Here is a 12,271-nt window from a genome sequence, read left to right as displayed (position 1 = left end):
ACGCTTGGAAAAACTGCATTTTACTGAACAGGACCGCGATGCCCGGGTCAATCACTAGACCCATCGGCGCCATCACGAAAGGGTTAGGCCTCAGCCGGCGAAGGTGCTCCACAGCCATTGCGACCGGCGTGGGCCTTGGCGCTCTAGCGCCGTCCCGCCCGTCTGGTTCCGGCCGCGTCACGCCAGTCCGAGGCCAGGGACGGCGCCTCCGGTGGGACGATGATCCGTTCGGGCTCGGCGAGCCGCAGGCGGGGACCTGCGCCCGCGCCGGAGGAGAGCCGGTGGAGGTAGAGGACGCTCGGCGCCGACTCGTCGGCAATCATGACCGGCGACGGTGCCGAAATGATGCGCACCTGACCGCACTGGCCGATCCAGTCGACATGGCGATGGCCGTGCATGACGACCAGCCGCTCCCCGAGCGGATCGAGCTGGCGGACGAACCAGCTGCCGTTGACCAGCGCCGTCCCCACCCGTTCGAAGAAGGCGCGGGCGGGCCGGGGATACTCGATCAGATGATGGTGCAGGGCGACGATCCACGACGCCCGCGGATATTGCCGGATCGCCGCCGCCAGGGCGGCCTCCTGCTCGTGCGACACGAGCCCCAGAGCATTGGTGAAGGAAAAATGCGTCTCGGCATTGGAATTGAGCAGGATGACGCCGAGACCGTCATCGGTCGCCGGCGGCAGGACCAGCGGAAAGAGATTGTCCCAGAAGGTGGCGAAATGCACGGCTGATCCCAGCGAGGCCGTCTCGGCAAGCGCCTGGATGAGCTCCTGCTTGCGCCCGGCCGCCGCCGCGAGCGTCTGGCCGAGCACGCCGCGATCCCGGTTGAGGAGCCGCACCCTGTCGCCCTGGATCGTCACCATCGCGGAGAGGGTGCGCAGCCGCCGCAACTGCTTGGACGGGCTGAACGGGACGTCGAGCCGGGCGGGATTGGCCCGGTCGACGATATTGAGATCGTGGTTCCCCGGGAGCAGCAGCATCCGCGCCGCAAGTTCCGGGTGGCGCGAGACATGGTCGAGGAACTCCGCCCATTCCGCCGAACGGCCGGCATCCGTCGTGTCGCCGGTCACCATGATCAGGTCCAGCGGTTCGGCGGCGTGGAGCGCCGCCAGCCTGTCCAGGATCCGCACCAGACGGCCATTGCCGCGCGGCCCCCTGCGCCCGCATTCGATGCGGAAACCGTAGCGTTCTCCGACGATGTGCAGATCGGAAAGATGGACGACCCGCCATGACCGCCCGCCCATCGCCGGCAGGTCGAAGGCCTCAAGATCGGCGGGCGGCGCCATGGTCGAATCGGCATAGCCCCAGCTGATCGAGGCGATCGCCATGTAGACCGCCACCAGGACGATCGCATTGGCGAGGGCCGGCCGGACGAGCCGGTTGGGCCGGGCGAAATCGATGAAATCTGCCGTCCAGCGGGTTGAGGGCCAGACGAGCAGGATGACGCCGATGGCGGTAACCGCGAGCAGGGCGGCCGCGCCGATGGCGGACAGCGACCTCAGCCGCGCGCGGCCTTCGGGCAGCGTCGCCCGCGGCGAGAAGCGCTCGACGACATGGCGCAGCGCCTCACGGCTCGTGGCATAGCCCGGCTGGATGGCCAGCGCGTTGAGCGACCAGAAACTGCGCTCCGCCGAGCGGAACAGCGGACGCCAGCCAAACCAGCCGACGACGGCCACCAGCAGCAGCAGGAGCACGGAACTGAACCCGGCCAGGGCGGTGATCCGGCCCGACAGCGTATCGACCCAGCCGGTAACGACCAGCGGCGCTGCACCGAGGAGCAGGCCCGGCACCAGGATGAGGCTCGTCCACGCGAAAACGAGCTTGGGCAGGCTGATCTCGGCGAAGAGCGAGCCTGCAAGCTTGATGAAGGAACGGGTCGCCGGGCTCGACGCGTCGTCTTCGGCATCACCGCGGCGGGGATCGACAAGCGGCTCCATGGCCGGCACTGTCGACTATCCCCGGCTGCGGCGCAAACAGGCGAAATGAAGCAGGGCTGCCAGACTAACGGAGGGCCGGCAGGCATAGGATTCCGCCCTCCGGTCCGATCAGCACCGAGGCAACGGCGAAGGCGGTGATCGCGAGGCCGACCGCCATCGAAGCCGCCGGATGGCGGCCGAGGCTCTTCAATGTCGCGACCCCCATGGCGCTGGCCATCACCGCCGGCACGGTGCCGAGGCCGAAGCCGAGCATCAGCGCCGCGCCGCCGGCCCCGGTCCCGGCCAACATGGCGGTGAAAAGGGCGCCATAGACCATGGCACAGGGCATGAATCCCCAGACGATTCCCAGCGCCACTGGCCCGCCGACGCCGAAACCGGGATGGCGGGAGGTCATGGTCATCATCGCGGTACCCACCGGGGCCGCCAGGCGGTCGAAGGCGACGAGCGAGGGAATGAGGCCGGCGGTGGACAGGCCGATCCAGCCCAGGGTCACCGCGCTTGCCCATTGCAGGACGCGGTAGGCCGCCGTCTGGTCGAAGGCACCGGCGATCCCCGACCCGAAGGTGCCGAGAATGCCGCCGGCGACCGCATAGGCGAGGACGCGGCCGAGCTGCGTGACAAGCAGCATGCGCGCCCGCTGCCGCGCATCGCCGTCCGGGTGCACGGTCAGCATCAGGGCCGAGCCGATGCTGCCGCACATGCCCGCGCAATGCAGGCTGGAGGCCAATCCCATCAGGATGCCGGCGAAGAGGGTCAGGGACGAGGGGGTCATGGGGGGACCGATGGATCAGACCGCGCTGGAATGGCGGCCAGCCTTGGCGAGGTGGGCGTCGAACAGCGAGGCGACGACCCGCACCAGCGGTCGGCCGGCATCGCTGACGACGACGGTGCGCGCCGACCGCGAGACGAGGCCTTCGTTCTCCAGCGGCAGCAACTCCTCGAGATCGCGGTCGAAGAAGTCGCGCGAGACGCCGTGACGGCTGGCGACCGCCTCGAGATCGGCGGAGAAGTCGCACATCAGCCGCTCGATCACGTCGGCCCGCACGCGGTCCTCCAGCGACAGGGCGAGGCCGCGCACCGTGGCCGGCGTGCCGGCGTCGACGGCGCGGTGATAGGCGCCGATATCCGGGGCGTTCTGCACGAAACCCTGGGGCAGCCGGCCGATGGCCGAGGCGCCGAAACCGATCAGCGCCTGCGCGTCGTCGGTCGTGTAGCCCTGGAAGTTGCGCTTCAGTTTCTGGTCGCGCGCGGCCACCGCCATGGTGTCGTCGGGCCGGGCGAAATGGTCGAGGCCGATCGCCTCATAGCCAAGCGCCTGGAGCGCTTCGCGCGCCGCCGTCTGCTGGCGGAAACGCTCCACCGCGTCGGGAAGCGCCTGCTCGTCGATCAGGCGCTGGTGCGTCTTGAACCAGGGCACATGGGCATAGCCGAACAGCGAGATGCGGCTCGGCTGCATCGCCGCCGCGAGTTCGATGGTCCGCATCAGGTCCGGCAGGCTCTGGTGCGGCAGGCCGTACATCAGGTCGAAGCTCAGCGCGGCGATTCCCGCCGCGTGCAGCGTCTCGACCGCCGCCGCCACGACGGCATGGGGCTGGACCCGGCCGATCGCCTCCTGGACATGGGCATTGAGGTCCTGCACGCCGAGGCTGGCGCGCGTCACGCCGACGCGCTTCAGCGCCGCGGCGAGGGTGCGGTCGAGTTGGCGGGGGTCGAGTTCGATGGCGTGTTCGGCATCGGCGCCGATCCTGAAGCGACGCGCCAGCCGCTCGGCAACGGCGGTGAGGCCGGCTTCGCCCAGCATGGAGGGCGTGCCGCCTCCCCAATGCAGGTGGCGCACCTGGCGGGCTGGCGTCAGCCCGGCGACGAGGTCGATCTCGGCGACGAGATGGTCGCGATAGGTGGCGACGGGCTCCGCCCGGCGCGTCACCTTGGTGTGGCAGCCGCAATAGGCGCACATCGCGGCGCAGAAGGGCACGTGGAGATAGAGCGAGAGGCTGGTGCAGGGCGACAGTTCGCCAAGCCACCGGCGATAGGTCGCCGCCGTCACGGCCGGCGTGAAATGCGGCGCGGTCGGATAGGAGGTGTAGCGGGGCACGCTCCTCTCGGCGAGCGCGATATTGCCCATCGAGGCCGGAAAGACCGCGTCGCGCGGGGCGGATGCGGCTGCCGTCTGCGTCAAGGACGTCATGGGGGCGGACCTCCGGACAAGGGCGGCACCATATCCGCCGACGGTCCGAATTTTCACCGTTCCGTCTGCGCGCGCGTTGATCGACATCAACGACCGCGGACGGCCCCCGCGCCCCGCCGTGCCGTCTTGATGCACATCAATGTCGCCCCCGCTGCGCCTGCCAATGGTGCTCTGCAATACGGGGTCGCCTGTTCCGGCGGACCGTCCGCTGCCAGCAGGACGAGGGGCACGAGATGAGCCAGGGTCAAGCCCAGAAGACATTGTCAGTACCGGAGGTCGCCAGCATGGTCGCCTTCGCGGCCACCGCCATGCTGTGCCTCTTTATCGCATCAGGTTCGGTCGACCCGGCCTACTCCTTCCACGTCTACCTCTTCGCGGCTGCCTCGGTGGCGGCGATCTTCGCCCTCGGCAACCGCTACATGGCCCGTCCGGCGATGATCCCGCAGGAGATCAACGGCAAGCCGAACTACAACATGGCGCCGGTCCAGTTCGCGACCGTGGCGGCGGTGTTCTGGGGTATTGCCGGCTTCACGGTCGGCCTGATCATCGCGCTGCAGCTCGCCTATCCGGTTCTCAACTTCGATCTGCCCTGGACCAATTTCGGCCGCCTGCGCCCCCTCCACACTTCGGCGGTCATCTTCGCCTTCGGCGGCAACGTGCTGCTGGCGACATCGTTCTACGTGGTGCAGAAGACCTGTCGGGCCCGTCTGGCCGGCGAGATCGCCCCCTGGTTCGTCATCCTCGGTTACAATTTCTTCATTGTCATCGCCGGCACCGGCTATCTGCTCGGCATCACCCAGGGCAAGGAATACGCCGAGCCGGAATGGTACGCCGACCTCTTTCTGACGGTCGTCTGGGTCACCTATCTCCTGGTCTTCCTCGCCACCCTGTGGAAGCGCAAGGAACCGCACATCTTCGTGGCGAACTGGTTCTATCTCGCCTTCATCGTCACCATCGCCGTCCTCCATCTCGGCAATAACGCGGCGATCCCGGTCTCCATCTATTCGCCGAAGAGCTACATCGTCTGGTCCGGCGTCCAGGACGCCATGTTCCAGTGGTGGTACGGCCATAACGCGGTCGGCTTCTTCCTGACCGCCGGCTTCCTCGCCATCATGTATTATTTCGTGCCGAAGCGGGCCGAGCGGCCGATCTATTCCTACCGGCTGTCCATCGTCCATTTCTGGGCACTGATCTTCCTCTACATCTGGGCCGGACCGCACCACCTGCACTATACGGCCCTGCCCGACTGGGCGCAGACGCTGGGCATGACGTTCTCGATCATGCTCTGGATGCCTTCCTGGGGCGGCATGATCAACGGCCTGATGACGCTCTCGGGCGCCTGGGACAAGCTGCGCACCGACCCCGTTCTGCGCATGATGGTGGTCTCGCTCGCCTTCTACGGCATGTCGACCTTCGAGGGTCCGCTCATGTCCATCAAGGCGGTGAACTCCCTGTCGCACTACACCGACTGGACCATTGGCCACGTCCATTCCGGCGCGCTCGGCTGGGTCGCCTACATCTCCTTCGGCGCCGTCTACTGCCTCGTCCCCTGGCTGTGGAACCGCAAGCAGCTCTATTCGAACCGCCTCGTCGAGTGGCACTTCTGGGTCTCGACGCTCGGCATCGTCTTCTACATCTCCGCCATGTGGGTCGCCGGCATCATGCAGGGCCTGATGTGGCGCGCCTACACCTCGCTCGGCTTCCTTGAATATTCCTTCATCGAGACCGTCGACGCGATGCACCCCTACTACGTGATCCGTGCTCTCGGTGGCGCCCTGTTCGTCATCGGCTCGCTGATCATGGCCTACAACCTGATCATGACGGTGCGACAGGGCGAGGCTGCAGAGCCCGAATCCGCCCCCGCCCTCGTTCCGGCCCAGTGAGGAGGACTGATCATGTCGCTCTGGAACAAGCACGCCATCTTCGAGAAGAACTCGATCGTCCTGACCGTCGGCATCCTGGTCGTGGTCTCCATCGGCGGCCTCGTCGAGATCGCTCCGCTCTTCTACCTGAGGAGCACCATCGAGAAGGTCGAGGGCGTCCGGCCCTACACCCCGCTGGAACTGGCGGGCCGGGCCATCTATGTCCGCGAGGGCTGCTACAATTGCCACAGCCAGATGGTGCGTCCGCTGCGCGACGAGGTGGAGCGCTACGGCCACTACTCGCTGGCCGCGGAGAGCATGTACGACAAGCCCTTCCAGTGGGGCTCGAAGCGCACCGGGCCTGACCTCGCCCGCGTCGGCGGCAAATATTCGGACGAGTGGCATGTCGCTCACCTCGCCAATCCCCGCTCCATCGTGCCGCAGTCGATCATGCCGGGCTACGCCTTCCTCGCCCGGGCTGAGATCCGGCCGGAACAGGTCGAAGGCCACCTGAGGAGCAACCGCCTCGGCGGCGTGCCCTATACCGACGAGCAGATCGCGAACGCGCTCACCGACCTGCGTGCCCAGGTCAATCCGGACAGTCCCCACGTCCAGGCCCTGCAGGTTCGCTATCCCGGCGCCACCGTGCGTGCCTTCGGCGGCAATCCCGCGGCGACCATCAACGGCACCGTCACCGAGATGGACGCCCTCGTCGCCTATCTGCAGGTCCTCGGCACCATGGTGGATTTCCGCACCTATGACGCCCGCGCGAACATGCGCTGAGCCTGGAGAGGATCATGAGCACCTATACGACCCTCGCCAGCTTCGCCCAGACCGCGGGACTTCTCTACTTCGTCGGCATGTTCCTCGCGATCGCCGTCTACGCCTTCTGGCCCCGCAACAAGACGCGCTTCGATGAGGCCGCCCAAGTCCCGCTGAGGGAGGAGTGAATCATGGCCGTTCAACCCGAAATCGACCCGGCAACCGGCCGCACCACGACGGGCCATGAATGGGACGGCATCAAGGAGCTGAATTCGCCCCTGCCGAAATGGTGGCTCTACATCTTCTACGCGACCATTGTCTGGTCGATTGGCTACTGGGTGGTCTATCCCGCCTGGCCGCTGGTCACGAACTACACCAAGGGCGCTTTCGGCTATTCGTCGCGCCAGGAAGTGGTGCGCGACCTCGATGCCCTGCGGGCCCTGCGGGCGGAGCGTTCCACCGCGCTCGCCAGCACGCCGCTGGAGGAGATCGCCAGGAACCCGACGCTGCTCACCTTCGCCCTTGCCCAGGGCAAGGCCGCCTTCGGCGACAACTGCGCGCCCTGCCACGGCCTGTCGGCCACCGGATCGCGCGGCTTCCCCAACCTGCGCGACGACAGCTGGCTCTGGGGCGGCGGCATCCAGGATATCCACCAGACGATCGCCTACGGCGTCCGTACTGCCGATGATCGCTCCCGCCAGGGTGTGATGCCGGCCCTCGGCGGTCCCAACGGGGTGCTGAAGACCGACGAGATCGTCACCGTCGCCAACTACGTGCGCTCTCTGTCGGGTCAGTCCACCCGTCCAGGCGCCGACCTCGCCAAGGGCAAGGAGCTCTTCATCGCCAACTGTGCCGCCTGCCACGGCGAAGATGGCCGCGGCAACCGCGACCTCGGCGCCCCCAACCTGACGGGCCACAACTGGGTCTACGGTTCCGACGAGAAGACCATCATCGAGACGATCACCCAGGGCCGCGGCGCGGTCATGCCCGGCTGGGCCGGTCGCCTTGACGAAACGACGGTGAAGGCTCTCGCCGTCTATGTCCACGCGCTGGGTGGCGGGCAGTAAGCCCGTCTCAACCGAGCGCGGAATGGGGGTGCGCGCCGTGGCAGCGGCGCGCACCTTCATCTTTTCGGGATCGCCGTTGAGACAGGTCAAGGCTGGCGGTCCGCAATTGGCCGATGGTGATGATGTGCTGCCTCGGGTGGCACGACCTTGCCCCCGGACGCCCCCATGTCGGACCTTCTTGCCCAAGCTGCCCGCAAATCCACCGCCGCAGAGAGCGACCCGATCATCCCGAGCGCGGATGACGAACCGCTCTACGAGAGCCGGCGCGAGATTTACCAGCAGAGCGTCAAGGGGCGCCTGAGGACCGTCAAGTGGGTCGTCCTCTTCGCCTGCCTCGGCGTCTATTACTTCCTGCCGTTCCTGCGCTGGTATCGCGGTCCGAACCAGCCGGACCAGGCGGTCCTGGTCGATATCGCCAACAACCGCTTCTACTTCTTCTTCATCGAGATCTGGCCGCAGGAAATCTACTATTTCACCGGCCTGCTGGTGATGGCTTCGCTCGTTCTTTTCCTCATGAACGCCGTCGCCGGCCGCGTCTGGTGCGGCTATCTCTGCCCGCAGACTGTCTGGACAGACCTTTTCACCGTCGTCGAGCGCTGGGTCGAGGGCGACCGTCGCGAGCGCATGATCGCCGACTCCAAGCCCATGTCGGTGGCCAAGGCCGGCCGCAAGGTGCTCAAGCATTTCCTCTGGCTGATGATCGCCTGGTGGACCGGCGGCGCCTGGGTGCTCTATTTCGCCGATGCCCCCACCCTCGTGAAGGATCTCGCCACCTTCCAGGCCCCCATGGTGGCCTATATCTGGATCGGCATCCTGACCTTCACGACCTATGCCCTGGCCGGGCTCATGAAGGAGCAGGTCTGCCTCTACATGTGCCCCTGGCCACGGATTCAGGCGGCGCTGACCGACCAGTACGCCCTCAACGTGACCTATCGCTACGACCGCGGCGAGCCGCGCATGTCGATGAAGACCGCCGCCCGGGCGCGCGAGGCCGAACAGCCCGCCGGCGACTGCATCGACTGCCACCAATGTGTGGTCGTCTGCCCGACCGGTGTCGATATCCGCGATGGCGCGCAGCTCGGCTGCATCCAGTGCGGCCTGTGCATCGACGCCTGCAATACCGTCATGGCCAAGGTGAACCGGCCGCTCGGCCTCATCGCCTATGACAATGACGTCAATATCGACCGTCGCCGGCAGGGGCTGGAGGAGGTCTATCCGATCATCCGCACCCGTACCGTTCTCTATGCCGCGATGATCGCGGCCGTCGGCCTCGTCATGCTCTACGGGCTGGTGACGCGCTCCTTCACCGAAATGTCGGTGCTGCACGATCGCAACCCGCTCTTCGTGCAGCTCTCGGACGGCTCGGTCCGCAACAGCTACACGGTACGCATCCTCAACAAGCGACCGCTGCACCGCATCTTCGTCCTTGCCGTCGACAATCTCCCGCTCGCACGTCTCAGCGCCGTCGGCATCACGACGACGTCCGGCGACTGGCCGGTCATCGATGTCGGCCCCGACTCGACCCGCGAACTCATCGTCCACGTCACCGCCGCCAAGCCCGCCGACCTGCCGCAATCGACTCGCGTCACCTTCCGCATCACCGAACTCGGGACCGGCGAGAAGGCGAGCGCCGTGGACCATTTCATTTCCCGCTGACCTGAGGCCCCGATGTCCAGTTCTCCCTCCCCAGCTCTGCCCCGCGAGCGCCGCCTCACCGGCCGCATGGTGTTTTTCGGCTTCGTCGCCTTCTTCGGTGTCATCTTCAGCGTCAATGCGCTGATGATGACCCTGGCTCTGGACACCATGCCGGGAACCACCACCGACAGCTCCTACCGTGCGAGCCAGCGGTTCAATCAGGATCTGACGGCCGCCCGCGAGCGGACCGCCCGGGCCTGGGCGGTCGAGGCGCGGGTCGACCGCGACCCCGCAGGCGTCGCGGCCATGACGGTTTCGGTGCGCGAGCCGAATGGCGCCCCCGTCGAGCGCATTACCGTCAAGGCCCGGCTGATGCACCCGGCGCACCGTTCCAACGACCGCAGCTTTGATGTCACGCGCAGCGGACCGGGCCTCTATATCGGCACGACCGAGGGCGCCATTGCCGGGGCACAGGACCTCGTCATCGAGGTCGAGCGCGACGGCACCCTTCTCTACCGATCGCGCAACCGCGTAATGCTGCCGTGAGCGACACCATGAGCACCTCTCTCGCGGCCGGCCGGCCTGACACGGCGCCGGCGGAGCGGCCCCTGCCGCTGCCGCCACTCACCGCGGGAGGGACCGACCTCTCGCTCTATGTCGAACCGCTCGGCGAGGGCCGCGCGCGCATGGACTTCGCCGTCGATGGCATCACCTGCGCCGCCTGCATGCCGGTCATCGAGCAGGGTCTCGCCCGCGAGCCGGGCGTCGATGCCGCCCGCGTCAACCTCACCCATCGCCGTCTGACCGTGGAGTGGCGCGAGGACGCCACCACGCCGCAGCGCATCGTCGAGCGCCTCACGGCCATGGGCTTCCGCGCCTTCCCCTTCGACCCAAAGGCGGTCGAGGGCGAGGAGGCCCGCGAGGCCCGCTTCCTGCTGCAATGCCTCGGCGTCGCCGGCTTCGCCATGATGAACATCATGTTGCTGTCCGTGTCGGTCTGGTCGGGCAACGTCACCGACATCACCCAGGAGCAGCGTGACTTCTTCCACTGGCTGTCGGCGCTGATCGCCGTGCCCGCCGTCGCCTATGCCGGCCGGCCGTTCTTCCGCTCGGCGCGCATGGCGCTCGCCGCCCGCCAGCTCAACATGGACGTGCCGATCTCGCTCGGAGTCCTGCTGGCGGTCGGGATGTCGCTGGTGGAGACCGCCAACCACGCCACCCACGCCTATTTCGACAGCGCCGTGATGCTGCTCTTCTTCCTGCTCATCGGCCGCTATTTCGAGCAGCTGATGCGCCGCAAGACGCGCAGCGTTGCCGCCAACATCGCCGCCCTGAAGGCCGAGACGGCGGTCAAGATCATGCCGGACGGCGCCCTGCGCCAGGTGCCCATCGCCGCCATCCAGACCGGCGAGAGGGTCATGGTGCGCCCCGGCGAGCGCGTCGCCGTCGATGGCCTCATCGTCGCCGGGCGCTCGGCCCTCGACCAGAGTCTCGTGACCGGCGAGACCCTGCCTCAGGAGGTCGGCCCGGGAGACGCGATCTACGCCGGGACGCTGAACACCAGCGGGATGCTGACAGTCGAGGTCAGGGCTGCGGCTCGTGGCACGCTGCTCGACGAGGTCGGCCGCCTGCTGGAAACCGCGCTGGAGGCGCGCTCGTCCTACCGGCGCCTCGCCGACCGCGCCGCCGCCCTCTACTCGCCGGTCGTGCACCTGACTGCCATTGCGACCCTGGCCGGTTGGATCATCGCCGGCCTCGCCTGGCAGCCGTCCCTGATCATCGCCATCACCGTGCTGATCATCACCTGCCCCTGCGCCCTTGGCCTCGCCATTCCCGCCGTTCAGGTCGTCGCCTCCGGCGCCCTGTTCAAGGCTCATGTTCTGCTCCAGTCGGGCGACGCGCTGGAACGGCTCGCCGCGGTCGATACTGTCGTCTTCGACAAGACCGGCACGCTCACCCTGCCCGAACCCGCCCTCGACCGGCCCGCCGGTCTGTCAGACGAAGCCTTCGCTCTCGCCGGCCGGTTGGCCCTCTCCTCGCACCATCCGCTTGCCCGCGCCGTGGCGGCGGCCGTGCCTGGCGCGAAACCTCTCGATGCGGCGACGGAGGAAGTCGGCCAGGGCGTCCGCACCCTGGTCGACGGCATCGAGATCCGGCTCGGCAGCCTCGCCTTCTGCGATGCGGCCGCGGAAGGCGCCGCGGTCGCCGACCGGCATCCCGACGCGTCCCTCATTGCCTTCCGGCACGGGGACCTGCGCCACGTCTTCGCCGTGCGCCAGGTCCTGCGGCCGGACGCAACGGCCGTGGTCAGCGCCCTGCGATCCGCTGGCTTCGCCTTGGAAATCCTCTCCGGCGATCGGCCGGAGGCGGTCGCGACGGTGGCTCGCACACTCGGCATCGCCGCTGCCAACGGCGGCATGAAGCCCGCCGACAAGATCGCCCGCCTCGATGCCCTGAAAGCCGCAGGCTGCCATGTCCTGATGGTCGGTGACGGCCTCAACGATGCGCCCGCCCTCGCCCGGGCCCATGTCTCCATGTCGCCCATCACCGCCGTCCACCTGACCCAGGCGGCCGCCGATGCGGTTTTCCTCGGCGACCGGCTCGCCCCCGTCGCCCATGCCCTCGCCGTGTCGCGGACAGCCCTCAGGCTGATGAAGGAGAACCTCTGGATCGCCGTCGTCTACAACGCCATCGCCGTGCCCATCGCCATTGCCGGCCTGGTCACGCCCCTGATCGCCGCCCTTGCCATGTCCGGCTCGTCGGTGATCGTCACCGCCAATGCCCTCCGGGCGCGGCGCGGCCGTTTGTGAGGATCTG

The 12,271-nt window shown here is 67.7% G+C and carries 10 protein-coding genes; 7 read left to right on the top strand and 3 right to left on the bottom strand.

What is annotated here, in order from left to right:
* Window positions 1-143 precede the first annotated feature (143 nt).
* The 3 genes from Q0C57_RS08430 to hemN all read right to left on the bottom strand — a co-directional run bounded on the left by Q0C57_RS08430 (window position 144) and on the right by hemN (window position 4,128).
* Window positions 144-1,940: a metallophosphoesterase gene (locus Q0C57_RS08430; RefSeq protein ID WP_296575018.1), complete on the bottom strand. Its 1,797-nt coding sequence runs from the start codon at window positions 1,938-1,940 to the stop codon at window positions 144-146.
* Window positions 1,941-2,004: 64 nt separating this feature from the next.
* Window positions 2,005-2,712 carry a sulfite exporter TauE/SafE family protein gene (locus tag Q0C57_RS08425; RefSeq protein WP_296574865.1) on the bottom strand — a complete coding sequence of 236 codons (708 nt, stop codon included), beginning with the start codon at window positions 2,710-2,712 and terminating at the stop codon, window positions 2,005-2,007.
* Window positions 2,713-2,727: 15 nt separating this feature from the next.
* Window positions 2,728-4,128: an oxygen-independent coproporphyrinogen III oxidase gene (gene hemN, locus Q0C57_RS08420; RefSeq protein WP_366937817.1), complete on the bottom strand. Its 1,401-nt coding sequence runs from the start codon at window positions 4,126-4,128 to the stop codon at window positions 2,728-2,730.
* 233 nt (window positions 4,129-4,361) lie between these two features.
* On the opposite strand from hemN, the gene ccoN reads away from it, so the two are divergent.
* The 7 genes from ccoN (at window position 4,362) to Q0C57_RS08385 (ending at window position 12,264) form a co-directional block, all read left to right on the top strand.
* Window positions 4,362-6,011 carry a cytochrome-c oxidase, cbb3-type subunit I gene (gene ccoN / locus Q0C57_RS08415; protein ID WP_296574864.1) on the top strand — a complete coding sequence of 550 codons (1,650 nt, stop codon included), beginning with the start codon at window positions 4,362-4,364 and terminating at the stop codon, window positions 6,009-6,011.
* A gap of 12 nt (window positions 6,012-6,023) precedes the next feature.
* Window positions 6,024-6,773, top strand: coding sequence for a cytochrome-c oxidase, cbb3-type subunit II (ccoO, locus tag Q0C57_RS08410; protein ID WP_296574863.1), 750 nt, complete (start codon window positions 6,024-6,026; stop codon window positions 6,771-6,773).
* A 14-nt stretch (window positions 6,774-6,787) separates the two neighbouring features.
* Window positions 6,788-6,940: a cbb3-type cytochrome c oxidase subunit 3 gene (locus Q0C57_RS08405; RefSeq protein WP_296574862.1), complete on the top strand. Its 153-nt coding sequence runs from the start codon at window positions 6,788-6,790 to the stop codon at window positions 6,938-6,940.
* A gap of 3 nt (window positions 6,941-6,943) precedes the next feature.
* On the top strand, window positions 6,944-7,819 hold the full coding sequence (ccoP, locus tag Q0C57_RS08400) for a cytochrome-c oxidase, cbb3-type subunit III (protein ID WP_296574861.1): 876 nt from the start codon (window positions 6,944-6,946) through the stop codon (window positions 7,817-7,819).
* Between the two features lie 165 nt (window positions 7,820-7,984).
* Window positions 7,985-9,475: a cytochrome c oxidase accessory protein CcoG gene (gene ccoG / locus Q0C57_RS08395; RefSeq protein WP_296574860.1), complete on the top strand. Its 1,491-nt coding sequence runs from the start codon at window positions 7,985-7,987 to the stop codon at window positions 9,473-9,475.
* A 12-nt stretch (window positions 9,476-9,487) separates the two neighbouring features.
* Window positions 9,488-10,000 carry a FixH family protein gene (locus tag Q0C57_RS08390; protein ID WP_296574859.1) on the top strand — a complete coding sequence of 171 codons (513 nt, stop codon included), beginning with the start codon at window positions 9,488-9,490 and terminating at the stop codon, window positions 9,998-10,000.
* 140 nt (window positions 10,001-10,140) lie between these two features.
* On the top strand, window positions 10,141-12,264 hold the full coding sequence (locus Q0C57_RS08385) for a heavy metal translocating P-type ATPase (protein ID WP_296575012.1): 2,124 nt from the start codon (window positions 10,141-10,143) through the stop codon (window positions 12,262-12,264).
* Window positions 12,265-12,271: the final 7 nt, after the last annotated feature.

It is taken from the genome of Phreatobacter sp., assembly GCF_022843985.1.
Lineage (GTDB): Bacteria > Pseudomonadota > Alphaproteobacteria > Rhizobiales > Phreatobacteraceae > Phreatobacter.
This window is presented reverse-complemented; position numbering and strand designations above follow the sequence as displayed.

What these genes read in the sequence shown, in the direction of transcription:
- ccoN (WP_296574864.1), top strand. Translation starts at nt 4,362, where the DNA reads ATGAGCCAGGGTCAAGCCCAGAAGACATTGTCAGTACCGGAGGTCGCC.
- Q0C57_RS08405 (WP_296574862.1), top strand. Translation starts at nt 6,788, where the DNA reads ATGAGCACCTATACGACCCTCGCCAGCTTCGCCCAGACCGCGGGACTT.
- ccoO (WP_296574863.1), top strand. Translation starts at nt 6,024, where the DNA reads ATGTCGCTCTGGAACAAGCACGCCATCTTCGAGAAGAACTCGATCGTC.
- hemN (WP_366937817.1), bottom strand. Translation starts at nt 4,128, where the DNA reads ATGACGTCCTTGACGCAGACGGCAGCCGCATCCGCCCCGCGCGACGCG.
- ccoP (WP_296574861.1), top strand. Translation starts at nt 6,944, where the DNA reads ATGGCCGTTCAACCCGAAATCGACCCGGCAACCGGCCGCACCACGACG.
- Q0C57_RS08430 (WP_296575018.1), bottom strand. Translation starts at nt 1,940, where the DNA reads ATGGAGCCGCTTGTCGATCCCCGCCGCGGTGATGCCGAAGACGACGCG.
- Q0C57_RS08385 (WP_296575012.1), top strand. Translation starts at nt 10,141, where the DNA reads ATGGACTTCGCCGTCGATGGCATCACCTGCGCCGCCTGCATGCCGGTC.
- Q0C57_RS08390 (WP_296574859.1), top strand. Translation starts at nt 9,488, where the DNA reads ATGTCCAGTTCTCCCTCCCCAGCTCTGCCCCGCGAGCGCCGCCTCACC.
- Q0C57_RS08425 (WP_296574865.1), bottom strand. Translation starts at nt 2,712, where the DNA reads ATGACCCCCTCGTCCCTGACCCTCTTCGCCGGCATCCTGATGGGATTG.
- ccoG (WP_296574860.1), top strand. Translation starts at nt 7,985, where the DNA reads ATGTCGGACCTTCTTGCCCAAGCTGCCCGCAAATCCACCGCCGCAGAG.